Below are 26,193 nucleotides of genomic sequence, written 5' to 3' on the forward strand. Positions count from 1 at the left end.
ACCCGTTTTCCAGTAGACCGTAAGGCTGCTCCGCTTAAGTGAACAGCATTACACACCTTGGCGGGCTTTTTCGTTTCCGGCGGGTTTAGAACGCGCCCATGTAATCGCGCTTGCCGACCTCAACACCGTTGTGACGCAGGATCGCGTAGGCGGTGGTGACGTGGAAGAAGAACTGCGGCAGGCCGTAGGTCAGCAGGTAAGCCTGGCCACTGAAGCGTTTTTCTTTCGGGGTGCCTGGACGGGTAACGATCTCGATACCTTCCTTGCCGTTGATTTGTTCAGGCTTGATACCGTCGATAAAGGACAGCACCTTGGTAATCAGTGCTTGCAGTTCGGCGAAGGTTACTTCGGTGTCGTCGTACTTCGGCAGTTCGATTTCGGCCAGACGGGCAGAAACGCCTTTGGCGAAATCAACGGCGATCTGCACCTGACGCACCAGCGGGAACATGTCCGGGTATAGACGCGCTTGCAGGAAAGCGTTCGGGTCGATGTTTTTTGCGGTGGCGTGGGCTTCGGCCTTGTTCAGAACATCGCTCAACGCGTTGAGCATTTGCTTGAAGACTGGAACGGAAGCAGCGTACAGAGAAATAGTCATGGCAGTCTCGTTGGGTAGCAGGTGTTGTGACAGGAATGAAACATGGCGCGATTATAGCCATGCTTGAAGCACCGTGCGGCTTGTCTTTTATCCCGCAAGGATTAGGCTAGGCGGCTTCGACAGCATAGGGAAAGCGCGATGAGCACCGAACAAGAGACGTCCACCGATGAACTGCGGCTGAGCAGCACGGAGCTGCGGATTCTCGGCTCTTTGATCGAGAAACAGGCGACCAGCCCGGAAACCTATCCGCTGACCCTTAATGCGTTGGTCATCGCCTGTAACCAGAAAACCAGTCGTGAACCGGTGATGAATCTCAGCCAGGGCCAGGTCGGGCAAAGTTTGCGTGCCCTGGAAGGTCGTGGCTTCACCAGGCTGGTCATGGGTAGCCGCGCCGATCGCTGGGAGCATCGGCTCGACAAGGCGCTGGAGTTGGTGCCGGCCCAGGTCATTCTGGCCGGTTTGCTGTTTCTGCGCGGCCCGCAGACGGTCAACGAACTGCTGACGCGCAGCGGCCGCATGCATGACTTCGAAGATGCCGAACAGGTTGTCCATCAACTGGAGCGCCTGATTGCCCGCGGTCTCGCGACGTTGCTGCCGCGCCAGTCGGGTCAACGCGAAGACCGCTACATGCACGCGCTGGGCGATCCGGCAGATATCGAAGCGATGCTCGCCGCCCGCCAGAACCCGGTGGAACGCGGCGCCAGCAGCGGCGTGTCGGTGGAGCGCATCGAAGAGCTTGAAGCCCGGATTGCCGCCCTCGAAGAGCGCCTGGCGCGCCTCGAGTAACACCGCGGTCATTGTAGCAGCTGTCGAGCCTGCGAGGCTGCGTTCGGCCGCGAAGCGGCCGTAAACCAGATGTTTCAGTCTGATGGTTCAGGAAGTCTCTACGACTGCTTCGCAGCCGAACGCAGCCTCGCAGGCTCGACAGCTGCTACGAGGGATGGGGGGCAAGCCCCACAGGTTGCGCTCGAGCTACATTTGCTAGCTGCGGGCGAACGCCACTGCCTTCTGGAATTGCTCATCGCTGGGGCGCACGCCGGTGTACAGCACAAACTGCTCAAGGGCTTGAATGGCGATCACTTCAAGCCCGGTGATGACCCGCTTGCCAGCGGCACGAGCGCACACGATCAGCGGGGTTTCCGAGGGGATCGCCACCACATCGAAGACAGTTTCCGCAGCATCGATGGCGTCGGCGCCAAAGGCCAGTTGATCGGCCTCCGCGCCACCGGCCATGCCGATCGGCGTAACGTTTACCAGCATCTGCGGGCGCTCGCTGCCAAGTTCTGCTTGCCAGCGATAACCCAGCGATTCGGCCAGGGCACGACCAGCGCTTTCGTTGCGCGCCACGATCAATCCGTTTTTGTAGCCACCATCACGCAATGCACTGGCCACCGCTTTAGCCATTCCGCCACTGCCGCGCAAGGCGAACGTCGAGTCCTGCGGCACCGCATAGGTTTTCAGCAGTTGCTCGATGGCGATGTAATCGGTGTTGTAAGCCTTGAGGTGTCCGTTGGTGTTGACGATGGTATTGATCGAGGCAATGGCCTCGGCCGACGCGTCCAGCTCATCGACCAGCGCGATGCAGGCTTCCTTGAAGGGCATTGATACGCCGCAACCACGAATACCCAGGGCGCGAATCCCGCCAATCGCCCCCGGCAGGTCCTGACTGCTGAAGGCCTTGTAATAGAAATTCAGGCCCAGTTGCTCATACAAATGATTGTGGAAACGCAGGCCGAAATTCCCGGGGCGCCCAGACAGCGACATGCACAGTTGGGTGTCTTTATTCGGGTTCATCAGCATGTGGATCTCCTTCAAATTGCACTTTCAGATGGACGGGATTAGCCAGCCCGCCGGGTTTATCGGATCATGGCGCGACACTTGGCCCGACTGGCGTTGCAAGGTAAAGACGCCGGTACAGACCTTACACAATCTTTACTCAGACGCGTCGCAGATTCGCCAAAAAACGCTGTCTTACAGTTATCCCCGCGACTATCCTTGAATCTATTAAAGGCTCAAGCGTTGGGGCGAAAACACGAGGAATTATCATGATCCGCAAACTCCCTGTAATAGCCTTGCTGATCGGTGCATTTGCTGTCGCAGGACAGGCGCAAGCCCATGGCGGCTACTATTATGGTCATGGCCATGGCGGCGGCTGGGGCTGGGGTGCGCCGCTCGCCGTTGGCGCTGTGTTGGGCGCCGTGGTAGCAGGATCAGTCGTCGCCGACTCGCAGCGTCCGGTTTACGTACAACAACCGGTCTACGTTCAGCCGCAGCCGGTTTACGTACAACAACCGGTCTACGTTCAGCCACAACCGGTGTATGTCCAGCCACCGCCACCGGTCTACTACCGCCCGGCACCGGGGTATTACGTTCAGCCTCGTTACTGAGGCCCAGGCGGGTAATCACTTCAGGCTATATAACACAGGCCCCGCCTCGAAACGGGGCCTGTTTTCGTTCCACGCGTTAAACAATGTCTGAATAAATCTCGCCAAGGTCGCTACCGGGACAGTGACTGCGGTTAAATTTGACATGATCGATCCGACGAATGCCCTGGCTTCAGCGCAACAACCGTCATATTTATGTCATGACAGTTCAGCAAGCTTTGAATTGTCCGTAATAAACGGTTTATAAAAACAAGGACGACCCTTATGCCCACGCAAAACCCGCACCACATTGTTGGACTCTGCACCTCAAGCAAGGTCTATAACGCATTGACCGAGCTCAAACATCTGGAAGGCCATCGCAGCGCCAAGTTTCTCTCGCTGCTGGCCGAAAACCTGGTGCGCAAAGGCCTGCTCAATGATCATGAAGTGATGAACATGCTCGACCAGGTCGTCGACTGACAGCGGCAATTCGCCACGTTGTCGTCAATGTCCACTATCGAGCGTGTTGATTTTCCGTTGAACCGCCGGCTCAGTAAGGTAGCTCCATAGATTGATGGAGGTACTTATGCCCAAGGTTCAGATCATGTCCGTTATCGGCAGCGCCGTTCCCGCACCGCTCAGAGAGCTAGGATTGCTCGCCTGTTGGTATCTGGTTCAGGACGGCGTCGCGATCAGCGGCCCGCTCACTTCACTGCCTGCCGCCCAGGCCCTGTCGCAACGCATCGGCACCTATGCGCTTGGCGCTTAAGGCAACTGCACCCGCGGCTTGGTTTCGATGTACAAGGCCCAACTCGACATGAACAGTGCGGCGATCAACGGCCCAATGACAAAACCATTGAGACCGAAGATCGCCAGACCGCCCAAGGTCGAAATCAGGACCAGGTAATCCGGCATCCGGGTGTCCTTGCCCACCAGGAGCGGCCGCAGCACGTTGTCCACCAGACCGATCACAAACACCCCGAACAAGCCCAGCACCACACCCTGCCAGATCGCCCCGCTGAGCAAAAACCAAGCCGTCACCGGCGCCCAGACAATCCCCGCCCCTACCGCTGGCAACAGCGACAGAAACGCCATTATCACCGCCCAGAGCAATGCACTGGGAATGTCCAGAAACCAGAAAATCAAACCACCCAGCGCGCCTTGTGTGATCGCCATCAGCAGGTTGCCTTTGACCGTGGCTCGCACCACGCGATTGAACTTGAGCTGCAAGCGGCGCTTTTGATGTTCCGCCAATGGCACAGCCGCACGGACCTCTCGCGCCAGTTCGGCACCGTCGCGCAGAAAGAAGAACAGCAGATAGAGCATGATGAAAAAGCTCACCACGAACTCGAACGTACCCTGACCGAAGCTGAACGCCTGACTGGCGAAAAACTCACTGCCCTGCATCGCACTCTTGACGATTTTCTCGCGCAAGGCGTTCAGCTCACCCATGCCAAAGCGGTCCAGCAGGTGCTGAAAGTACGGTGGCAAGCTGTGTTTGAACTGCGCCAGGTAGCCGGCGATATCCAACTGGCCGCTCTCGATATTCTTGTAGAGGTTCGCCCCCTCCTGCACCAGCAAGGCGCTGGTAATGATCACTGGCAAAATGGCAATTATCAGGCAGATGCTCAACGTGCAAAGTGCCGTCAGATTGCGGTTCCAGCCAAACTTCACTTGCAGTCGACGCTGCAAGGGTGCGAACACAATGCCGAGAATCACCGCCCAGAACACCGCACCGTAGAACGGCAGCAGAATCCAGAGGAACGCTGCGGTCACCAGTACCAACAGCACCAGCAGTGATTTGTCTCGCGCAACGGTTTGGTTCATGTCCGATCCCTGTCAGTAGCACGCAGACACTGGCTGCCTGTTTTAGTCAGCCACGAGACGCCCGAGTGCTCTGCTTTGTTCATCCAGCATAGATCCAGATCAATAAACGCCTGACGCAATTACCCTACCCTCGCGAGCTTTTGTGATCGAGACCCTCATGCCCCTCGCCACGCCTGAACTGCTCGCCCCTGCCGGCACCCTGAAAAACATGCGTTATGCCTTCGCCTACGGCGCCGATGCGGTCTACGCCGGCCAGCCGCGCTACAGCCTGCGCGTGCGTAATAACGAGTTTGATCATGCCAACCTGGCCCTCGGCATCCGTGAGGCCCAGACCCAAGGCAAGCGCTTCTATGTGGTGGTGAACATCGCCCCGCACAACGCCAAACTGAAAACCTTCCTCAAGGATCTTCAGCCGGTCATCGCCATGGCCCCGGATGCGCTGATCATGTCCGATCCCGGGTTGATCATGCTGGTGCGCCGGCATTTCCCACAGATGCCGATCCACCTCTCGGTGCAAGCCAATACGGTGAACTGGGCCAGCGTCGAGTTCTGGCAGCAGCTGGGCCTGAGCCGGATCATCCTGTCGCGGGAGCTGTCGCTGGAAGAAATCGCCGAAATCCGCCAGCAAGTCCCCGCCATGGAGCTGGAAGTCTTCGTTCACGGCGCACTGTGCATGGCCTATTCCGGGCGCTGCCTGCTGTCGGGTTACCTGAACAGGCGCGATGCGAATCAGGGCACCTGCACCAATGCCTGTCGCTGGAAATACTCGGCACAGCCAGCCACGGAAAACCTCGTGGGCGAGATCGTTCAAACGTTCATCCCGGAGCCAACGCTGGGCATCGGGACACCGACCGATCAGCTGTTTTTGCTACAGGAAGCCAACCGCCCCGATGAACTGATGCCGGCCTTCGAGGATGAACACGGCACCTACATCATGAATGCCAAGGACCTGCGCGCCGTGCAGCATGTCGCTCGCTTGACCCGGATGGGCGTCCACTCGTTGAAGATCGAAGGCCGGACCAAGTCGCACTTCTACTGCGCCCGGACCACTCAGGTCTACCGCCGTGCCATCGATGATGCCGTGGCCGGCCGCGAGTTCGACCGTAGCTTGATGACCGACCTCGAATCCCTGGCCCAGCGTGGCTACACCGAAGGGTTCCTGCGCCGGCATGTGCATGACGAATACCAGAACTACCAGAACGGTAGTTCGGTGTCGGAGCGTCAGCAGTTTGTCGGTGAGCTGACTGGCGAGCGCCGTGATCGGTTGGCCGAGGTCAAGGTGAAGAACCGCTTTGGATTGGGCGATCACATGGAGTTGATGACACCCAAGGGCAACTTCCACTTCGACTTGCATCAGTTGCAGAACGCCAAAGGTGAGGCGGTTGAAGTGGCACCGGGGGACGGGCACACCGTGTATCTGCCGATTCCGGATGCGGTGGACTTGCGGTTCGGGTTGTTGATGCGGGATGTGCGGGGGGATTAACCCGGAATTGAGGGTGCCTGGGCGGGCCTCATCGCGAGCAAGCTCGCTCCCACAGTAGATTTGTGTGCTGCCACAAATTGCGACAACACCATCAATCAAATGTGGGAGCGAGCTTGCTCGCGATGGCGGTCTGTTAGGTGCTTAGATCCTGAACTGCCCGACCAATTTGCCCAACCGCTGACCCAGATCCGCCAAGCTACGGGAGGTCTGCGCGCCGAGTTGGGTTTCGTCGGCGACGCTGTCCACTGCCACCGCAATCTGATGCACGCTGCGGTTGATCTCTTCGGCCACAGCGGTTTGCTCTTCGGCGGCGCTGGCGATCTGTGCATTCATCGAGTTGATGGTGCCGATCAACTGCGCCATGGTGTCCAGCGAAGCGCCCGCTTCATTGGCCTGGGCCGAGGTGCCGTCACCGGCCTCGCTGGAGCGGCGCATCGCATCGACCGCCGACTGTGTGCCGGCCTGCAAGCGGTCGATCATGCCCTGAATTTCCTGAGTGCTTTGCTGCGTGCGACTGGCCAGCGCGCGCACCTCATCGGCGACCACCGCAAAGCCACGCCCGGCCTCACCGGCGCGAGCGGCTTCGATGGCGGCGTTGAGCGCCAGCAGGTTGGTCTGATCGGCAATCGAACGGATCACTCCAAGCACGCTGACGATCGACGACACGTCCTGCTGCAAACTGTCGAGCGAGACTCCGCTGCTGCGAATATCTTTCACCAGTGCATGGATCTGCGAAATACTCCCGGCCACCACGCGTTTGGCCGCCTGGCCTTCTTCGTCGGTTTGCTGGGCCGCAACCGCCGCGCCCTGGGCGCTTTTCGCCACTTCCTGCGCTGCCGCCGACATCTCGTTGATCGCCGTGGCCACCTGATCGGTCTCGTGACGCTGGCGCTCCATGGCCTGATCCGAACGCTGGGCCTGATCGGAGACCTGATTGACCAGCCCGGTCAACTGCGACGTCATCTCGGTAATCTGCCGGACCAGGCTGTGGATCTTGTCGACAAAGCGGTTGAACGAGCCGGCCAGCTCGCCCAGTTCGTCTTGAGAGGTAATCGCCAGCCGACGCGTCAGATCACCCTCGCCTGCGGCGATGTCATCCAGATTGGCTTTCATCAGGTTTAGCGGACGCAAAATGGTGTTGGCCACAAACAGACCGACCGCCGCGATCACCAGCAGCACCACCGCCGCGATGCCGACGATGCTCAGTATCACGCCTTCCATGCGCTCGCGAACCTCGGCCTGGACCGTTGCGACCTGGGCTTCGACACCATCGAGATTCACCGAAGTACCGATGGCCATGTCCCATTTAGCCAGGTATTCGGTGTAACCCAGCTTGGGCACCAGGACTTTGCTGTCGCCCGGCAACGGTGAGCTGTATTGCAGGTAGTGCGTACCGTCCTTGGCGACTTTCACCAGGTCACGGTTGACGTACACACCGTTCGGATCGCGGTTGTCCTTGAAGCTCTGGCCGACGCCTTCCGCGCTGTTGGCCTTGAACAGGCGCACGGTGTTGGAGTCGTAGCCGAAGAAGTAACCGTCCTTGCCATAGCTGATGCTCGACAGCAATTTGATCACTTGCGCGCGGGCCGCCGCATCGTCAGGTGCCGCCGCGTCGTAGAGCGGTTTGATCGTGGTCATCGCCACCGCAACGTAACTTTGCAGGGTGGCCTTGGCATCGTTCATCAAACGCTGACGGGTTTCTTCGACTTCTTTGCGGGCCTGCTCTTGCAAGATGAATGCGGTGGTCAGGCTGATCACCAGCGCAAAGAGCAAAACCGGGAGGACGGAGAGGGACAAGACTTTGGCTTTAAGGCTCAGGCGCATGTGTTGTTCACTCTGGATATTATTGGCGTGGTTAAAGCATTAACGGCAGAGCAACGCAAAACTGTAGGGTCAGAGGATCATCGCCGCCACCCAGCCAAACGCCAGCAGCGGCAGGTTGTAGTGCAGGAATGTCGGGACCACGGTGTCCCAGATGTGGTGATGCTGGCCGTCGATATTCAGACCGGAGGTCGGGCCCAGGGTCGAATCAGAGGCTGGCGAGCCGGCATCGCCCAAGGCTCCGGCCGTGCCGACGATGCAGACAATCGCCAACGGGCTGAAACCCAGTTGCACGCACAGCGGCACAAATATCGCGGCGAGAATCGGTACAGTGGAAAACGATGAGCCGATGCCCATGGTCACCAGCAGGCCGACCAGCAACATCAGCAATGCACCGACGCCTTTGCTGTGACCGATCCACGAGGCCGAGGCCTCAACCAGGGTTTTCACGTCACCAGTGGCCTTCATGACCTCGGCAAAACCCGAAGCGGCAATCATGATGAAACCGATCATCGCCATCATCTTCATGCCTTCGGTGAACAGGTCGTCGGTCTCGCGCCAGCGCACCACTCCCGACACCGAAAAGATCAGAAACCCGGCCAGCGCGCCGATAATCATCGAGTCCAGCAACAACTGAATGATGAATGCTGTGGTAATTGCCAGGCCCGCGACCATCAAGGTCAGCGGGTTGTACTGCACCGCCACCTGCTCGACCCGCTCGATTTTCTCCAGGTCATACACGCGCTTCTTGCGGTAGCTGAAGAACGCCATCAACAGCCCGAAGACCATGCCCAACGCCGGAATGCCCATGGCGTGAGTGACGTTGACACCACTGATGTCTACCCCGCTCTTGCTGACGTTGGCCAGGAGAATTTCATTCAGGAAGATGTTGCCGAAACCCACCGGCAAGAACATGTACGGTGTAATCAGGCCGAAGGTCATGACACAGGCAATCAGTCGGCGATCCAGTTGCAGCTTGGTCAGTACATAAAGAAGCGGCGGCACCAGCAGCGGAATGAAAGCGATGTGGATCGGCAGGATGTTCTGCGAGGCGATGGCCACCATCCAGAGCAACCCGATCAACAGCCATTTGACCTGGCCACCGCCAGCGGCGTCCTGCCGGTCGACCAGCAGCAAGGCCTTGTCCGCCAGGGCGTGGGCCAAACCGGATTTGGCAATCGCCACCGCGAAAGCGCCGAGCAAGGCGTAGGACAAGGCCACGGTCGCACCGCCGCCCAGGCCACTGTTGAAGGCCTTGAGCGTTGCATCGATGCCCAGGCCGCCGGTCAAACCGCCCACCAGCGCGCCGACAATCAGCGCAATCACCACATGCACGCGGGACAGGCTGAGCACCAGCATGATGCCGACCGCGGCAATTACTGCATTAATCATCGTTACCTCAAAACACGGCGACGGCTAAACCCGGCGCAAACAGGATGAGTCCGTCCAGCCAGCTGCATGAGCCGACGGCGGATTGAAGAGAGGGTTTTATTAGAGGGCGGGCACTGTGCCGCAGCAGGCCCTGCTTGTCAAAACCAACACAGATCCCCCGGCGTTTTTGAAATAGCTGGATAAAGAAAGGAGAAATACGGCCGTTACAGTGCAAAGTCTCAGATAAATATCGAATAAAAGGACGTTTCCATGCAGCTCAGACAACTTTCCATTCAATGGAAGATCACCCTGCTCGCCGGGCTGTGCCTGGCCGGCATCGTAACCTTGCTGGTAGGTCTTTCGCTGTATCGCATGGAGCACAGTTCTGAGCTGGTAAAAGCCTCGAGCATGGAAATGCTCAACGAAGCGGCTCAAGCACGTATCGAGGCGCAGGGTGAAGTTCAGGCGCTGGGGATTCGCCAGCAGTTCATGGACGCCTATCAATATGGCCACGGCTTCTCGCGTCAGGTGTTGTTCCTGCGTGAACAGGCCGAGAAGCGTTTCCTCGACGCCTTCGACCTGCGTGAAGACCTGACCCGTCAGGTCAAGTCGGCGCTGCAAGCCAACCCGCAATTGCTCGGCCTGTCGCTGGTGTTCGAAGCCAACGCACTGGACGGCAAGGACGAACTGTTCGCCGGCCAGAAAGAAGTCGGCAGCAACGACAAGGGCCGCTTCGCCCTGTATTGGTCGCAACCGACCGCCGGCAAGCTGAACTCGATGGCGCTACCGGAGAGCGACATGGCCGACACCAGCACCGGCCCAAGCGGCGAGCCCGCCAACGCCTGGTTCACCTGCCCGCGCACCACCCTCAAGCCGTGCGTGATCGAACCGTACTTTTATGTGATCGACGGCCAGAACGTGCTGATGACCAGCATCGTCTTCCCGTTGATGGTCGACGGTAAGGTCATCGCTTCGCTGTCGGTCGACATCAACCTCAACAGCCTGCAAGCGGTCAGCCAGCAAGCGAGCAAAAAGCTTTATAGCGGCCAGACCAACGTCAGCATCCTCAGCCCGGTCGGCCTGCTCGCCGGTTACAGCCCGGACGCCAGCAAACTCAGCCAGCGCCTGGACAGCGTGGACAAGGACAGCGGCGCCGAGCTGATCCGCATGCTCGCCGCCAGCACTCAAACCCAAAGCCTGCACAACAATCAGCTACTCAAGGTGCTGTCGCCATTCCAGCCGATCCCCGGCGGCAAATCGTGGGGCGTGTTGCTCGATGTGCCGGAGAAAGTCCTGGTCGGCCCCGCCGAAACCCTGAAGAAGCAACTCGATGAACGCAACACCGCCGGCACGCTGATCGAGCTCAGCCTCGGCGTTTTGGCGGCCATCATCGGTCTGTTGCTGGTGTGGCTGATGGCGCGCAGCGTGACCAAACCGATTCTCGGCGTGGCGCAGATGCTTGAAGACATCGCCAGCGGCGAAGGCGACCTGACCCGCCGTCTGGCCTACGACAAACAAGACGAGCTCGGGCAATTGGCCGGCTGGTTCAACCGTTTCCTCGACAAGCTGCAACCGATCATCGCGCAAGTGAAGCGCTCGGTGCAGGACGCGCGCAGCACGGCGGATCAATCGTCGGCCATCGCCACCCAGACCAGCGCCGGCATGGAGCAGCAGTACCGTCAGGTCGATCAGGTAGCCACCGCGTCCCACGAAATGAGCGCTACCGCCCAGGACGTCGCTCGCAGCGCTGCACAAGCGGCTCAAGCGGCACGCGATGCCGATCAGGCGACTCGTCAGGGTCTGACCGTAATCGACCGCACCACCGCCAGCATCGACAGCCTCGCGGCAGACATGAGCACGGCGATGACCCAGGTCGAAGGCCTGGCCGCCAACAGCGAGAAGATCGGTTCGGTGCTGGAAGTGATTCGCGCCATCGCCGAGCAGACCAACCTGCTGGCGCTCAATGCGGCCATCGAAGCGGCTCGCGCCGGTGAAGCCGGCCGTGGTTTTGCGGTGGTGGCCGATGAAGTGCGCAACCTGGCGCGCCGCACGCAAGAGTCGGTGGAAGAAACCCGTCAGGTGATCGAACAACTGCAAAGCGGCACGCAGGATGTGGTTGGCTCGATGAGCAACAGCCATCGCCAGGCCCAGGGCAGCGTCGAGCAAGTCAGCCAGGCGGTCACCGCCCTGCGGCAGATCGGCGACGCGGTGACGGTGATTACCGACATGAACCTGCAAATCGCCAGCGCTGCCGAAGAGCAGAGCGCGGTGGCCGAGGAAATCAACAGCAACGTGGCGACCATTCGTGACGTAACGGAGTCGCTGTCGGGGCAGGCCAATGAATCGGCGCGGGTCAGCCAGTCGCTCAATAGTCTGGCGAATCAGCAGCAGAGTTTGATGGATCAGTTCCGGGTGTGACGCAGACACTGTATCCACTGGAAATCTAATGTGGGAGCGAGCTTGCTCGCGATGAGGCGGGAACATTCAACATTGATGTTGGCTGTCATACCGCCATCGCGAGCAAGCTCGCTCCCACAGGTTCATCGGCGTGCTTCAGACTGGTGTCAACGTTTGGGCAACTCCACCACAACCTTCAACCCGCCCCACTCACTCTCCTGCAACATCATCTCCCCGCCCCACGCTTCAACAATATCGCGAACGATCCCCAGCCCCAGGCCATGCCCGTCAGCCTGCTCATCCAGGCGTGCACCGCGGCTGAATACCTGATCACGTTGCACTTCGGGAATGCCCGGCCCATCGTCCTCCACGGCCAACACAAACCCTTCAACCGTCTCGACGACGCTCAAGCGAACCTCGGCATCCGCCCATTTGCAGGCGTTGTCCAGCAGGTTGCCGAGCAGTTCCAGCAAATCCTCGCGATCCCAAGGCAAGTGCAAACCGGCCGGTGCTGTGTAGCTCAGATGCAGGTGCTGGCCGTGGATCATGTTCAAGGTCGCCAGCAACCCCGGCAGCTCGGCAGCGCAATCGAACTGCGCACCGGGCAAGGCATCGCCCGCCAGGCGCGCGCGGTTGAGTTCGCGGTTGAGTCGCTGTTGAACCTGTTCGAGTTGCTCCTGAAGAATCTTGCGCAGCGCTGGATGGGCGTCGAGTTTTTCACTCGACGCCAGACTCAGCAGCACCGCCAGTGGCGTCTTCAGCGCATGCCCGAGGTTGCCAATAGCATTGCGTGAGCGTTTGAGACTGTCTTCAGTGTGCGCGAGCAAATGGTTGATCTGCGCTACCAGGGGCACAAGCTCTAGCGGCACTTGCTCGTCCAGTTGCGAACGTTGCCCTTTTTGCAACTGAGCGATCTGCTCACGGGCGCTTTCCAGCGGTCGCAAGGAGCGGCGCACGGTGACACGCTGCGACACCAGAATCACCAGTAAACCCGTCAGCCCCAACCCGAGCCCGATCTGGCGCATGCGCTGGAAGCTCTCGCGCACCGGGGTGTAATCTTGCGCCACGCTGATGGAGAACGACTGCCCCAACCGCCGATAGTCCGAGCGCAAAACCAGCAATTGCTGGCCTTCCGGCCCCAGTTGCAGGTTGCTGTGCAGCCCCGGACGATCGAGCAGTGGCAATTCCTGATCCCACAACGAACGTGAGCGCCAGTGGTTGTCGGCGAAGTCGATATGGAAATAATGCCCGGAGAACGGTCGCTGGTAAGCCGGTGACAGACGTCGTTCGTCCAGTTGCATCCCCTGCGGACCACGCACCAGTGCCATCAGTACGTTTTCACTTTCATTACGCAGCCCGGCTTCCAGATAACGCTGCAAGCCCATTTCGAACAACCACAGACTGGTTTGTGCCAGCACCAGTCCCACGAGCACCATGACGCTAATCAGTCCAAGGCTCAAACAACGCTGAATCGATCTCACCGGGCTTGTCCACCGAACAGGTAACCCTGACCACGACGGGTTTCGATCACATTGCGGCCGAGTTTGCGGCGCAGGTGGTTGACGTGAACTTCCAGCACGTTCGAATCGCGCTCGGTTTCACCGTCGTAAAGGTGTTCGGCAAGGTGGCTTTTGGAAAGGAGCAGCTGCGGGTGCAACATGAAATAACGCAACAGGCGGAACTCGGCAGCGGTCAACTGAATCTCGGTACCGTCACGAGTCACGCATTGACGGCCCTCGTCCAGCTGCAGTCCGGCGGCCTTGAGCGTCGGTTGATTGGCCTGGCCGTGGGAGCGCCGCAGCAGCGCTTGAATCCGCAGGTGCAGTTCTTCCGGGTGAAACGGTTTGCTCAGGTAGTCGTCGGCACCGGCTTTGAGCCCTTCGATGCGCTCGGCCCAGGAATCGCGCGCGGTCAGCACCAACACCGGCGTGGCCAGGCCAACGGCACGCCATTGGCTGAGCACCTCAAGCCCCGGCAACCCCGGCAGCCCCAGATCGAGAATGATCAGGTCGTAGGGTTCGCTGCGGCCCTGATACAGCGCATCGCGGCCATCGGCCAGCCAGTCCACCGCGTAACCCTGACGGTTGAGCCCGGCCATCAATTCGTCGGCCAGCGGTACGTGGTCTTCCACCAGAAGCAGGCGCATCAGTCATCTTCCTTGTCTTTGATCAAACGTCCGGTGGCCGCTTCCAGGTCCAGATCACGCACCACGCCATCGACGGTCAGCAACTCGACTTCGTAGAGGTAGACGTCGTGCTTTTGTTCAAGCCCGGCTTCCAGCAGTTTAGCGCCGGGGTAGCGGTCCATGGCCTGCTGCAACAGTTGCTCAAGCGGTAGAATCAGCCCTTGCTGACGCAGGCGCAGGGCTTCGTCCTGATCCAGGTCGCGGGCCGGCACCACCGAGCAAAATGCCAGAAGCGTCAGGGTCGCCAGACCATAAGCGCGCAGATTAACCTTCATTACGTATCCTGAGCATGGAGTGCCTGCGTATTCTTCATGGATTCCCTGGGGAGTCACCCTAGCCACATGAACTTAACTGAAACTGAATTGCCATCATTGCAGCGTTCACACTCCATTTCTGCCTATACAATTGCGTAGGAGCTGCCGCAGGCTGCGATCTTTTGATCTTTCACTCAATATTCAGGTGACATTGACAGAAAAGATCGCAGCCTTCGGCAGCTCCTACATAATCACCCGTTCGCCCGCACAGAGACCGGTATGACCGCCATCCACATCAAATTCCCCGCCCTGACCCTCAAGGCCGGCCCACGGGCCTTTACGCGGATTCGCGATAACGGCTTGAGCGCTCTGGATGTCGGCACGCTGCCAGGTGCCGCCGGCGGACCGAAAGCGTTGGGGATTCAAGGTCTGGACCTGGCGCTGTTCGGGCAATGGCTACCGGCCGCACCGCGCGAACGCTCGTTGATCGGCGCCTCGGTGGGTTCCTGGCGCTTCGCCAGTGCCTGCTTGCCGGACGCTGCCGAAGGCATCAGACGTCTCGGTGAGTTGTACAACGCCCAGCGTTTTTCCAAGGGCGTGAGCATGGCGCAGATCAGCCAGAGTTCGCAGCGCATGCTGCATGACTTGCTCGACGGCCGCGATGCGCTGCTGCTGGACAACCCGCTCTATCGGCTGAACATCATGGTAGTGAAAAGCCACGGCCTGCTCGCCGACGACCATCGCGGGCGGCTCGGGCTGGGTCTGTCATCGGTGATCGCCGACAATCTGCGTGGGCGTTCACGGTTGTCGCGGCACTTTGAACGGCTGATCGTGCATGACCCACGCCTGGCGCCACCGCTCAACGCGCTGAACGACTTCCCGTCGCGTTTCGTCCCGCTGAACGCCGGCAACCTGCGTCAGGCGTTGCTCGCGTCGGGTTCGATCCCGATGGTCATGGAAGGAGTACGTGACCTGCCCGGTGCGGGCGCGGGGACTTATCGCGATGGCGGCTTGCTGGATTACCACCTCGATTTGCCCTACAGCGGGGATGACATCGTGCTCTACCCGCACTTCACCGATCGGGTGATTCCTGGCTGGTTCGACAAAACCCTGCCATGGCGACGCGGCAATCCCGGGCGCTTGCAGGACGTGCTGCTGGTGGCGCCGTCGAAGGCCTACCTGTCGCGCCTGCCCTTCGGAAAACTGCCCGACAGGAACGACTTCAAGCGCTTCATGGCTGACCCGGCCAGCCGTCAGAAATACTGGAAAACCGCCATGGACGAGAGCCAGCGGCTCGGCGATGAGTTCCTCGAACTCACTGCCAGCGGGCGTTTGGGCGAGCAGCTGTTGACCCTTTAGTCAGTGTTTTCCCGCAACCCGGAACCCAAGCTGTTAAACTTGCGGCCTGCCCCATCGCCGCGGGCGATAGCCACCTGACAGAGCTCAAACCACTGTGGAAATCTTCAAAGAGTTTACCTTCGAATCCGCCCACCGCCTGCCCCACGTCCCGGAAGGCCACAAGTGCGGCCGCCTGCACGGTCACTCGTTCAAAGTGGCGATTCACCTGAGCGGCGACCTCGATCCACACACCGGCTGGATCCGCGACTTCTCGGAAATCAAGGAAATCTTCAAGCCGCTGTATGAGCGCCTGGACCACAACTACCTGAACGACATTCCCGGCCTGGAAAACCCGACCAGCGAAGTCCTCGCCAAATTCATCTGGAATGAATTGAAGCCTCTGCTGCCGGAACTCAGTGCGATCCGCATCCACGAGACCTGCACCAGCGGTTGCATCTACCACGGCGAATAAGCTTGGAGATCAAAAAAACCACCGATAACGGTGGTTTTTTATTTACTGTTAGTGACTATGAAGTTTGGCGTTAGTACTTTATTAGTGACTGACAAAATTCAAGCACAGGGTGACTTCGATTAGTGCGTCTGCTTATGTTTCTTAAGAGCAGTTGGACACGCAAATACTCTAACACAACCAGGCTCAGTGCACTTAAAAGGTTTCTCGCCAGTATGCGTTAGCTTATGTTTTTTAAGACTCCCTAACTGCACAAACGCTTTACTACAACCCGGTTCAGTACACGCGTAAGGTTTATCACCGGTATGCGTTCGTACATGATGAAAAAGAATTCCTGCCTGTGAAAACGTTTTACTACAACCCGGCTCAGTGCACGCGTAAGGTCTATCACCGGTATGCGTTCGCATATGCTTAGGCAGGCTGCTGCTATTTGCAAACGTTTTATTACAACCCGGTTCAGTGCACGCGTAAGGTTTATCACCTGTATGCGTTCGCTTATGTGTAGCCAGGTTGCCACCATGCGAAAATGCTTGACCACAACCCGGCTCAGGGCATTTGAAAGGCTTCTCGCCGGTATGTGTTCGCACATGAATTTTAAGATTGCTCTTCAACTTAAAAGTTTTGTTGCATGTTTGACAGGAATATCCCTTAGATGACCCGGACGACACCGCTGACGAAGGACCAGCCACCGGCTCTGGCATATTGCCCGGCAAATCCCCCCCCAACTCTATTTCATCAATACCAGTGGGAGATTCATTTCCTACGAGCCCGGCAAAAGACAGCAACCCGTCAAGCGATCCGACGGAACTGACTGACGCTTGCGAGTCAACAGAGAAGTTTTCAATCATGGCTGACGGCTCAACGGAAGCGACGACCGGCTGAATCGCCTCAGCAATATGACTCCACATCATTCGACCGCCGTCAGACGCCAACTCCTCTCGTGTACGCAACTCCCTGCCTTCAGCCAGAAAATCACTCACGCGCTCCTTCATCCGCCCATCACCATCCACATGCCCCACCGGCGAATTCCCGACAAACCCATACAGGTTCAACCCATCCACCGCCCCCGCCGGATCCGGATTGATCCAGCGGCTCAGCCACGGTGCGAAGTAGCGATAACCGTAGTAATACAACCCGGTCGCATCGCGTTCCTTGCCCGAATAACGATGGGTTTTGTAGGCGCCATTCTGTTCGCTGTGTTCTTCCCACGCCGTGCCGCCAAACGGGTAATAACCTTCCCGGCTCAGCACGTTGGCCTGTTCATCGAGTTCCAGCGTCCCGGAGCCCAGATGGTCGGTCAGGTGGTAACGCAACTGCCGCTCACCGCCGGGCCATTGCAACCACTTCAGCCGGTTTCGCCCCGCCTCGAGGTCAAGCACTTGTCGCGCCTCGACGCCATTGCTGCGGTGAATCTCCAGCCCCGGCAGGTAACGTACTTCGGCCGTTACGGTGCGGGCATTGGTCAGTGCGGTGCGGACCTTGCGCAGACGTTTGCCCCCGCCGCCGTAGAGATACTGTTCGCAGTCATCGGCTTCGGCTTCACGCACCACCGGCGAAACACCGGACAACTGGTTGCGCAGGTCCCAACTCATGGCCTGACCACGCTGCAAACACCGTAAATTACCGTTGCCATCAAAACCGCTATCAAAATCCGGCGGCTGCTCGTCCTCGATCAAACTGCGATTGCTGTCCGGGGCGATGGCCCAGCTCCGGGTGAGCGGTTGCGCACCGATATGCCGCAGTTGCGTCATGTTGCCGGCCGCGTCGTAGTCGTATTCTTCGCAGTAGTTGGCTAGCGCTTGAGGATCGTTCGCGGTGCGATATTGCCCCGTCAGCCTTGGACCCAAGGACGGTTTTTCGGCTTCCCGGCTGCTGGCGCTGATCAGTTGGTACAGGCTGTCGTAGCGATAAGTGCTGATGGGGTCGATCCGCTGGTTCTTGAAATAACGGATTGGCAGTGCCCGGTCTTCGACGTGCAGAATATTGCCGACCGGGTCAAAGCCATACCGCAGGTCTTGCAGCGGCGGCGCGCTCGGCAACCCGGCGGACAGCCGCAATAAACGCCCATCGCTGAGCTGATACTGCGCCTCGGTCACCACGCCGTTGCCAGCAGTTTCCCGCTCGACCTGTCCCGCAGGGTTGTAACGGATACCCCTCACCAGATTCTGCCCTGGTGCCGCAGTACCTGCCGGTTGCAACCAGCCTTCCTTGAGTTGACCGGCCATCGTGTAGCTGAAGTGCCGTCGATGGCCCTTGGCATCGGTCAGACTCAGCAGATCGCCGGTCGAGTTATAGGCCCAGCGGCTCTCCAGCCCGGAGCCGGGTTCCAGCAACGCGTCACGTGCCGCCGGCGACTGCGGCCAATCGGGTGTGTCCAATGTGTTCAGAAAATGGCTGATCTCCAGCTGCGCCAGGCCCAACAGATCGTAGGCCGGCATATGTCGCGTACCGGCCGGATCGTCGTGACGAATCAACCGGCCACACGCGTTGCCTGGCTGATCGGCCGCAGCATATTCAAAGCGCTCGACTACCCGTGCCGCCTCCCCCCGTGCTTGCTCTTTCACCGCCAAGGGACGCAGCGAGGTGTCGAATTCATAGGCCTGCCGAGTACCTCGACTGTCCCAGGCGCTCAGGATTTCGCCTGCTTGCCCCAGCAGCGACACACGCCAACCGGCATCGGCACTGTCTGTCGATATCACCTTGCCCGGCAGGCTGTAGTGATGGTTCAACGCAGGAGCGCTACCGCTCGCCCACAACCGTGGGTCCCAGAGGGCGATCTCACGCCCCGCCGCGTCAAACGCATGCCGGTTGACCCGCGTCTCGGGTGTTTGCTCTGCTTTCGAGCGCCAATAAGTCACACCGCGCACAGCAAGGCTGCGCGGATCGATGACCTTCAGAGTGGGCGTTGCGTGATGCAGGCTGAGGTTATCCATGGGCATTGGATAACATCGGGCGTCAGACTCCGTCTACTGTCAGAGTTGACAGGTGCCGCTGGCCGGTACGGTCACCGCTACGCTAACGTATAACCAGCGACCGATACCCTCCAAATACAGCACCTGCCCAAAGGACCTGACCCCATGCACATCATCAACGCCCGCCTGCGCAACCGTGAAGGCCTGCATGAGTTGCACCTGGAAAACGGCCTGATCGCCAGTATTGCCCGTCAAACCGAAGCCCCGACCCTGGGGCCTGAGGACCTCGACGCAGGCGGCAATCTCGTCGTGCCGCCCTTCGTCGAGCCGCACATTCACCTCGACGCAACGCTGACCGCCGGTGAACCACGCTGGAACATGAGCGGTACGCTGTTCGAAGGCATCGAATGCTGGGGCGAGCGCAAGGCAACCATCACCGCTGAAGACACGAAAACCCGCGCCAAAAAGACCATCAACGCCCTCGCCGCTCACGGCATCCAGCATGTGCGCACCCACGTCGACGTCACTGACCCTGCGCTAACCGCGCTCAAGGCGATGCTTGAAGTGCGCGAAGAGAGTCGACACCTGATCGACCTGCAAATCGTCGCCTTCCCTCAGGAAGGTATCGAGTCTTATCGCAATGGCCGCGATTTGATGGAGGAAGCCGTTCTCCTGGGCGCTGATGTGGTTGGCGGGATTCCGCATTTCGAGTACACCCGCGATCAAGGTGTCAGTTCGGTGAAATTCCTGATGGACCTGGCCGAGCGCACCGGCTGCCTGGTGGATGTGCATTGCGACGAAACCGACGATCCGCATTCACGCTTTCTTGAAGTGCTGGCCGAAGAAGCCCGCAGCCGCGACATGGGTTCACGGGTGACCGCCAGCCACACCACGGCCATGGGCTCCTACGACAACGCCTACTGCGCCAAGCTCTTTCGCCTGCTCGGGCACTCGGGAATCAGTTTTGTCTCCTGCCCGACCGAAAGCATTCACCTGCAAGGGCGTTTCGACAATTTCCCGAAACGCCGTGGCGTCACCCGGGTCAACGAGTTGCTGGAAGCGGGGATGAACGTGTGTTTCGGTCAGGATTCGATCGTCGACCCGTGGTATCCGTTGGGCAACGGCAACATCCTGCGGGTGCTCGAAGCGGGCCTGCACATCTGCCACATGCTCGGTTACCGCAACCTGCAAACCGCGCTGGACCTGGTGACCGACAACAGCGCCAAGGCCATGGCCCTGGGGGATCGTTACGGGCTGGAGCCGGGGCGTCCGGCCAACTTGCTGATTCTCTCGGCGGACAGCGATTACGAAGTGATCCGCAGCCAGGGCTTGCCGCTGTACTCGGTTCGCGCCGGGAAGGTGTTGATGAAGCGGCAGATGCCGGTGGTGGAGCTTTTCGGCTGACCGGGCTCTGACCGGGCTGACGCCATCGCGAGCAAGCTCGCTCCCACACTGGATCTGTGTCGTTCACAATTGTTGTGGTCGTCGCAGTTCACCTGTGGGAGCGAGCTTGCTCGCGATGGCGATCTGACCTGCACCGCATCATCAAGGCATCAACCGCGCCGTACCAAACAAACTGACCCGGCTCAGTTCACCATCCAACTCTTCGAGCAACACCGGCGCCGTACCACCGGGCATCACCACCGCCACGGTCCCCGCCGTCACCCAACCGACACTCCACGCCGCGCAGGCCACCGCGCTGGCGCTGGTGCCGGAAGATGCGGTCGGGCCTTCACCGCGCTCGAAGACCCGAGCAGCCATGCGATTCGCGGATTCGCGCATCGCCCATTGCAGATTGACGCCCGCCGGACAAGGCTCACCAGCCCCAGTCGGTGGCGCGAAAGCGATGCGCGTCAGGTCGGCCGACAACCCAGGCTCGCGCATCTGCTCATTGCTCGGCAGCGCATCGGCATCCGTCACCAGCGTCACACAATGGGGATTGCCGATCCGCACGAACTGGCTGTGATCCCATTGCCGATTCAGCCGTGCGAGCAGCGGCACATGGCACAATTCACGCTGATTCAACGTCCGCGCTTCGCCCGACCGAGCCCCCACCGCGTGTGGTCCGAAGGCCGGTTTGCCGAGGTCCAGCCAGAAACCTTGCACACCCTCCACTTGCGCAGGCTCCACCGAGGTCTCGACCGGCGACAACGCATCGCGCTTGTCGTGGTGAACCTTGAGCAGGCAACGCCCCTGCGCCGGCATCAAGCCCTGCTCGGTCAGCGCCTGGGCAAAAATCGTCAGGCCGTTGCCACTGCGCTCGGCCAACGTCCCATCAGTGTTGACGATCAGCAGGTCAAACGGTGGCGAGGCCTGAAACGGACCGACCAGCAAGCCGTCCGAACGATGCTCCTTGGCACCGGCTGGTCGCGTACCGGGCGCCCAGCTGCAAATGGCTTCCACCGCAGACAGCGCCCAGTCGGAACGATTTTGCGCCGACTGGCTGGCATCCTCCGGTAGATCAATACCGCGCTGGCGCAGATCGTCTGGGCTGACAACGGCGTAGATATTCCCGCGAGCATCATAAATCGAGGTCATGGACAGGTCCTGAGTAAGGTCTGGAACACGTCGCTACTGTAAGCGCAGGCAACTCGAATCACACCCGCAGAACCTCAAGGTCGTCTGACGGTCACTGATGTGCAAGGATGTGACCCTGATCACAGCCTCCCCCGAAGTACCAAGGATTTTCATGACCGCCATCATCCCTCCCGTCTCCGTCCGCCCCGGGCGCCTCGAACAGATGTCGACGCGCATCGCCTTCTTCATCGCCGGTTTCGGTATCGCGGCGTGGGCGCCGCTGGTGCCTTACGCAAAGGCCCGGGCCGGGCTCGATGACGGCACACTCGGCTTACTGTTGCTGTGTCTGGGAGTCGGTTCGATTTTGGCGATGCCAATGGCTGGTGCGCTGGCCTCACGCTTCGGTTGTCGACGGGTGCTCAGTGGCGGCACGCTGCTGATCTGCCTGGCACTGCCGCTGCTGGCGACGGTGTCGTCGATCCCGTTGCTGATCGCCGCGCTGTTCCTGTTCGGCGCGGGGTTGGGCACGGTGGATTCGACGGTGAACCTGCAAGCGGTGATCGTCGAGCGAGCCAGCGGCAAGACCATGATGTCGGGCTTTCACGGGCTGTTCAGTCTCGGCGGGATCGTCGGCGCGGCGGGCGTCAGCGCCCTGCTCGGCCTGGGTATTTCGCCGTTGGGCGCGACCTTGGTAGTGATCGTGTTTCTGCTGGTGTCGTTGCTCAAGGCCGCACCGCATCTGTTGGGGAGCCTACAGAATTCGGAAAAAATTGCACGCGTGCGACGTGAAGTCGCACCAGTTATTGTCTCACCTCGCTAGAGGTAGACGGAACAGCCAACTTGCAAACGAGAAATGGATTCGCTAAGCCGGAAATCTCCATTTCACACCAAGACGAATTCCGGCATAGGCTCTCGGGTCCGCACGATAAATCAACACTCGGTCGGCCCCAAGTAGGCGGGACGCCTCTGCACAAGAGTCGGCCACGAATCTAACGTCGTCCAATCGATGCCTTTTTCTATTTCAAATCGACAGACAGGCCCGCGAATCAATAGCTGCGTCTGGATGGCCTGCTCAGCGGCGGCGGTATATCCCCACGGAACCGTGTCCAAGTCCTGTAGTAGAGCCGCTAATATGTCCTGATCAAGACGGTCGCCGAATCGAGCGACCAAAAAATGTTTCGCGCGGCGAAATCGAATTCCGGTGCCGACCAGTTGCTCAGCCAGGGGCGATGCGCCACGGCCCGCCACAGCAATTTCGGGGGCATGCCGCACGATCATCCCCGGCATTCCCGATAGCGTTGACGATCTCACCGCCACGATTTGCCGGAGGTCATCCGCCAGGTCCGAGCGTTTGAACAGACAGGCTGCGATCAGGTCATCGCCGACATTGAAGACGCCCCGCCCGGCGAGTTCCGAAAGCGCCTTGCTTGGCCACTTGGCCGCCAGGAAAAGGCTGGCCTGCCGGAGCAACTCATAGCGTTCGTACCACCGCCCATCGTCCTCGGACTCCACATTCAGCCAGCGCGCATACCCGTCAATTAAGCCCCAGCAATAATCGAACCCCCTGCGCTGACAACGTAAGAGCAGACCACGAACGACTCGGCTCCGCGCTATAGCGGCGACCGTCGACGACATCGGCAGGGCGTGCAAGGCGACGTACTGCGACGCGTCCTCAAGCACCGCCCGATGCCGTATTAGCGTGGTGAGCATCGCCTTCCATTCCACCCCGTCGAAATGTTCGGCGAAGGCGTCGACGGCTTCGTTGGCAACATACGAGAAATCGTAAGAGGCGTCGAATAGCAAACGCGTGGCGACCACAAAGTGCCAGAGATGCTCGTAATCCCAAGGATCTGATCCTTGCGCGTTGAGGCGGATGAACAATGTCCAGGTACCCAGCACTTGCTCGCGCCGGATCGTCAGTGCCGGGAACATCCAAGTGCGGAATCGATCTAGGAATATCTCAAACGCCAGGATCCGCGCAATTTCGCCCTCGGGGCAATCAGGCGGCTCCGTCCACTCTACCGAGATCTGCCGCGGCGTGAACACGTAGCTCGCCTTGTGCGTTCCCATCGGAATCTGGATCTCGAGCAACTCTCGCTCGAAACGCAGAACCTTCGTCGAGCGACTACTAAACGTCGAGCAGAAGTGTTCGAGCGCTTGTACACGTCGTGGTAGCCCCAGCGTATCAAGCCGTAGTCCCGCTAGGGAATATTGGTGGAGGAGATTGTGTAGAACGTGCGGATTCTCGTACCGCTGCGGAGTCTCGCGGGAAACCACAATGGCGTCAAACTCGAACTGCCAGTTACGGTCCTGTATCTCGAATGACTCAGGGATCGCTTCATCAATCCACTGACGCAGCCAAATTTGAAAGCGCTGAAGCACTGCGGCATCGCGTTCAGACATCGATCCGATGCTCAGGAATTCGATCCACCATTGCATCACTTTGAGGTAGCGGCGGTAGCTGCTAGCGTCGCCCTCCTCCACCGCGCGCCCTAGCAGCCCTTTCAATGAGGCGTCGTAAGTTTCGACTAGCGATCCTCTGATCTGCTCGGCGACATTTTCCAGACCTGCCTCGTGCAGCGTGCCTCGGAGCGTCAAATAAGTATCGTTGAGTTGCTGAGGAAGCCTTGCCGTCGCATCGCCACCCGACACAATGCCTCTAAACAACGCTACTGACTGCCGGAATGCATCCACCGGTTCAAAGACGGCAGGATTATCGAGAGCCTGCCGCATAAGCAGCTTTCCACTTGCGATCGGCAACTCCAATGAACGGATGGATACCATCGTTTCGACAAACAAGCCGTCTTCAAGATCGTGCGCCAATGCGTCGAGGTAGGAGACGGCGTCGTCCAGCACATAAACCGGCAGTCGCGCACACTCCGTCCTGACGAAGGACACGCTTTCAAGAATCAACACGGCGTTGTCGCGCCGAAGTGCCGTCAATTGCACGGCAGCCGAATCGAGCAGGCGTCGCAATGTTTGCGGCGGTACCCAGGACGTCGCCGCTTCACAGTCGAGCAGAGCCATGACGATTCGAAGGTCACCACTCGCGACCAACGTGCGTGTCACGGACGACAGCGCTAACAGTGTGCGCAGTTCGCGCTGCGGCGCATCCTGTGACACTTGGACGGCAAGTTCGTAGTCTCTCGCAAATTCAGTGAGCGCACAGCATTCGCCGGCATACCCTAGGTTCTTTGACCGCCAGATTGCCGCGAGTAGAGAGGGTGACTCCACTACGCCGTCGGCGCGTTGCATCCACCTCGCCGACATCGGCTGTTCGCTACGTGCGAACAGCCGTTCCTTGACTTCTCGTGCGACCGGCAGACGACGCAACTGGGAAAGGACATCGACGCAGTCTCGCGTCAGCTCGCCGCCAGGTACCAGCACCTCATCGGTGAAGACAAGAGCACAGTCGTCGGGCAACACCAACTCTCGGCGAAGCTCACTCTGAATTGATCGCAGCATCGTCGAGTCGCCGAGAATGCAGGCGCCGCGGTCAAATACAACGCAGTCTGCTCCGGCTGGCATGCGTCGAGTGTCCATCCTGACGCAGGTAATTCTCTGCTGGCGGAACATGATACCCGCGTGTTCCTCCGCACTGCCTTCGTCCACTATCACCACCGCCACGTCGGCCTGCTCCCCTGCGCTGAACGCAAGATACCGGCGCCAAGCGCTCATAAGATCCGGTGCCACTAGAGCGCGGCCCGAGGATTGTGCGCCCAGCATTAACAAGCTTGCTTCCACGACATCGTAGCGGCCGATCAACGCTTCACGGCATACATCGGTCAACACATAACGATCGCGAAAGGCATCATCAGAATACGCCGGCCGCGCCTGCAGCAGATGCAACCGTCGCACTGTCGTCGCGCGCAGATGGCGTCCGCGCCATAGCCTAAGGTCTGAGCAAGCCGGACGCAGGACCAAGGCCGTCGCCAGCGAGCCGGTATTCTGAGCGCTGGCGAAACCGAAACCAATCGTATGCGCGACGTTCATCAGCTGTGGATTTCTCGGCATGACGGTGGTCACGGACACAAAACCAAGTGTCGTATCGAGGCCCCATTCGCAATCGATCGCTATGAAGTCAAACGTCTGCATCAGCTCGTTACATACCGCCTCCATGTGATCAAGAACTGCCGTGTCCAGATACGGTGAATGATCGTGCCCGACATCGCCGGAGACATCGATCTTCAGCAGCGGCTGCACAAAACATGGAATTGCCTCGACATGATCGTAACGCCCCGAAAGCGCATGCTGGCGTCGAGCATGCTCGGTCGATCCACTCATGGCCACAGCGGCAATGCACTGTATCAGTGCTTGTGGCTCGGGACATATCAGGCTTTCGTAGCCGCCGGCATTGATGTGATTCGTCAGGTCCTCGTTACCTGCACTACGCACGATCCAGGGCGCTGGACCACAAACGTCCTCCACGCTTCGCATCAGCCGCGGAAAAGCCTCCTCAAAAGCGGCTGCGTAAATCGATACCGCGTCATCCGCCTGCGTCAGGTTGCCCGGCACTGCGGTCAGCAATGGAGCGATCGGAAAGACGGGCAGGACAAGATTCCCCAAGGATTTGATCTTACGAATGCGCAGTAGTCGATCCACCTTGGGTCCGTAGAGCTGTTCTTCGTCTGTAGTCATGGTTTAGCACTCAAGATTCGATG

19 protein-coding genes and 4 pseudogenes are annotated in these 26,193 nt (G+C 59.5%); 11 read left to right on the plus strand and 12 right to left on the minus strand.

Features of this window, described 5'->3' with window-relative positions; all coding sequences use genetic code 11:
• Positions 1–85 precede the first annotated feature (85 nt).
• A complete protein-coding gene (locus tag BK659_RS19290; protein WP_123426566.1) occupies positions 86–595 on the minus strand; it encodes a DUF1993 domain-containing protein in 510 nt (169 codons plus the stop codon).
• A 138-nt stretch (positions 596–733) separates the two neighbouring features.
• Here BK659_RS19290 and BK659_RS19295 point away from each other — a divergent pair, with 138 nt between their 5' ends.
• Positions 734–1,381 (plus strand): YceH family protein, encoded by a 648-nt coding sequence (locus BK659_RS19295; RefSeq protein ID WP_123426567.1) that lies wholly within the window; start codon positions 734–736, stop codon positions 1,379–1,381.
• 195 nt (positions 1,382–1,576) lie between these two features.
• On the opposite strand, the gene BK659_RS19300 is transcribed toward BK659_RS19295, so the two are convergent.
• The gene (locus tag BK659_RS19300; protein ID WP_123426568.1) at positions 1,577–2,395 is read right to left on the minus strand and encodes a shikimate 5-dehydrogenase; all 819 of its coding nucleotides are present in this window, start codon (positions 2,393–2,395) and stop codon (positions 1,577–1,579) included.
• Positions 2,396–2,640: 245 nt separating this feature from the next.
• Here BK659_RS19300 and BK659_RS19305 point away from each other — a divergent pair, with 245 nt between their 5' ends.
• From BK659_RS19305 to BK659_RS19315, 3 genes are all read left to right on the plus strand, one after another.
• On the plus strand, positions 2,641–2,982 hold the full coding sequence (locus BK659_RS19305; RefSeq protein ID WP_123426569.1) for a hypothetical protein: 342 nt from the start codon (positions 2,641–2,643) through the stop codon (positions 2,980–2,982).
• 261 nt (positions 2,983–3,243) lie between these two features.
• Positions 3,244–3,438, plus strand: coding sequence for a hypothetical protein (locus BK659_RS19310; RefSeq protein WP_123426570.1), 195 nt, complete (start codon positions 3,244–3,246; stop codon positions 3,436–3,438).
• Between the two features lie 106 nt (positions 3,439–3,544).
• Complete coding sequence (locus BK659_RS19315; RefSeq protein WP_019692817.1) at positions 3,545–3,727, plus strand: hypothetical protein; 183 nt, start codon at positions 3,545–3,547, stop codon at positions 3,725–3,727.
• Here BK659_RS19315 and BK659_RS19320 read toward each other — a convergent pair.
• Positions 3,724–4,785 (minus strand): AI-2E family transporter, encoded by a 1,062-nt coding sequence (locus tag BK659_RS19320; protein WP_123426571.1) that lies wholly within the window; start codon positions 4,783–4,785, stop codon positions 3,724–3,726. The two genes, BK659_RS19315 and BK659_RS19320, sit on opposite strands and share 4 nt — an antisense overlap.
• Positions 4,786–4,942: 157 nt before the next feature.
• On the opposite strand from BK659_RS19320, the gene trhP reads away from it, so the two are divergent.
• Positions 4,943–6,268: a prephenate-dependent tRNA uridine(34) hydroxylase TrhP gene (gene trhP, locus BK659_RS19325; protein WP_123426572.1), complete on the plus strand. Its 1,326-nt coding sequence runs from the start codon at positions 4,943–4,945 to the stop codon at positions 6,266–6,268.
• Positions 6,269–6,409: 141 nt separating this feature from the next.
• Here trhP and BK659_RS28325 read toward each other — a convergent pair whose 3' ends face one another.
• From BK659_RS28325 to BK659_RS19335, 3 genes and pseudogenes are all read right to left on the minus strand, one after another.
• Positions 6,410–7,231 (minus strand): methyl-accepting chemotaxis protein, encoded by an 822-nt coding sequence (locus tag BK659_RS28325; protein ID WP_404942538.1) that lies wholly within the window; start codon positions 7,229–7,231, stop codon positions 6,410–6,412.
• A gap of 36 nt (positions 7,232–7,267) precedes the next feature.
• Positions 7,268–8,092 (minus strand): annotated as a pseudogene (locus BK659_RS28330) (cache domain-containing protein); the annotation flags it as partial.
• A 69-nt stretch (positions 8,093–8,161) separates the two neighbouring features.
• On the minus strand, positions 8,162–9,478 hold the full coding sequence (locus tag BK659_RS19335) for a Na+/H+ antiporter family protein (RefSeq protein ID WP_185015418.1): 1,317 nt from the start codon (positions 9,476–9,478) through the stop codon (positions 8,162–8,164).
• 471 nt (positions 9,479–9,949) lie between these two features.
• Between BK659_RS19335 and BK659_RS28335 the strand changes: the two are divergent.
• Both BK659_RS28335 and BK659_RS28340 read left to right on the plus strand, forming a co-directional pair.
• Positions 9,950–11,020 (plus strand): annotated as a pseudogene (locus BK659_RS28335) (cache domain-containing protein); the annotation flags it as partial.
• Between the two features lie 342 nt (positions 11,021–11,362).
• A pseudogene (locus BK659_RS28340) lies at positions 11,363–11,878 on the plus strand (methyl-accepting chemotaxis protein); the annotation flags it as partial.
• 146 nt (positions 11,879–12,024) lie between these two features.
• Here BK659_RS28340 and BK659_RS19345 read toward each other — a convergent pair.
• The 3 genes from BK659_RS19345 to BK659_RS19355 are packed head-to-tail and all read right to left on the minus strand — an operon-like array spanning position 12,025 to position 14,317.
• A complete protein-coding gene (locus tag BK659_RS19345; RefSeq protein WP_123426576.1) occupies positions 12,025–13,338 on the minus strand; it encodes a sensor histidine kinase in 1,314 nt (437 codons plus the stop codon).
• Positions 13,335–14,003 (minus strand): response regulator transcription factor, encoded by a 669-nt coding sequence (locus BK659_RS19350; protein ID WP_123426577.1) that lies wholly within the window; start codon positions 14,001–14,003, stop codon positions 13,335–13,337. The genes BK659_RS19345 and BK659_RS19350 overlap by 4 nt, the downstream gene beginning before the upstream one ends.
• Positions 14,003–14,317 carry a PepSY domain-containing protein gene (locus BK659_RS19355; RefSeq protein WP_123426578.1) on the minus strand — a complete coding sequence of 105 codons (315 nt, stop codon included), beginning with the start codon at positions 14,315–14,317 and terminating at the stop codon, positions 14,003–14,005. Before BK659_RS19355 ends, BK659_RS19350 begins: the two co-directional genes overlap by 1 nt.
• Positions 14,318–14,575: 258 nt before the next feature.
• On the opposite strand from BK659_RS19355, the gene BK659_RS19360 reads away from it, so the two are divergent.
• Positions 14,576–15,655, plus strand: coding sequence for a patatin-like phospholipase family protein (locus BK659_RS19360; protein WP_123426579.1), 1,080 nt, complete (start codon positions 14,576–14,578; stop codon positions 15,653–15,655).
• A gap of 94 nt (positions 15,656–15,749) precedes the next feature.
• The gene (gene queD / locus BK659_RS19365; RefSeq protein ID WP_123426580.1) at positions 15,750–16,106 is read left to right on the plus strand and encodes a 6-carboxytetrahydropterin synthase QueD; all 357 of its coding nucleotides are present in this window, start codon (positions 15,750–15,752) and stop codon (positions 16,104–16,106) included.
• 119 nt (positions 16,107–16,225) lie between these two features.
• On the opposite strand, the gene BK659_RS19370 is transcribed toward queD, so the two are convergent.
• Positions 16,226–19,036 (minus strand): RHS repeat-associated core domain-containing protein, encoded by a 2,811-nt coding sequence (locus BK659_RS19370; RefSeq protein WP_123426581.1) that lies wholly within the window; start codon positions 19,034–19,036, stop codon positions 16,226–16,228.
• A 144-nt stretch (positions 19,037–19,180) separates the two neighbouring features.
• Here BK659_RS19370 and codA point away from each other — a divergent pair, with 144 nt between their 5' ends.
• Positions 19,181–20,419 (plus strand): cytosine deaminase, encoded by a 1,239-nt coding sequence (gene codA / locus BK659_RS19375; RefSeq protein WP_123426582.1) that lies wholly within the window; start codon positions 19,181–19,183, stop codon positions 20,417–20,419.
• A 141-nt stretch (positions 20,420–20,560) separates the two neighbouring features.
• On the opposite strand, the gene BK659_RS19380 is transcribed toward codA, so the two are convergent.
• Positions 20,561–21,553 (minus strand): diaminopimelate epimerase, encoded by a 993-nt coding sequence (locus BK659_RS19380; protein ID WP_123426583.1) that lies wholly within the window; start codon positions 21,551–21,553, stop codon positions 20,561–20,563.
• 151 nt (positions 21,554–21,704) lie between these two features.
• On the opposite strand from BK659_RS19380, the pseudogene BK659_RS19385 reads away from it, so the two are divergent.
• Positions 21,705–22,277 (plus strand): annotated as a pseudogene (locus BK659_RS19385) (MFS transporter); the annotation flags it as partial.
• A gap of 185 nt (positions 22,278–22,462) precedes the next feature.
• Here BK659_RS19385 and BK659_RS19390 read toward each other — a convergent pair.
• Complete coding sequence (locus BK659_RS19390) at positions 22,463–26,170, minus strand: hypothetical protein (RefSeq protein WP_123426584.1); 3,708 nt, start codon at positions 26,168–26,170, stop codon at positions 22,463–22,465.
• Positions 26,171–26,193: the final 23 nt, after the last annotated feature.

The sequence above is a fragment of the Pseudomonas brassicacearum genome, assembly GCF_003732225.1.
Classification (GTDB): domain Bacteria; phylum Pseudomonadota; class Gammaproteobacteria; order Pseudomonadales; family Pseudomonadaceae; genus Aquipseudomonas; species Aquipseudomonas brassicacearum_E.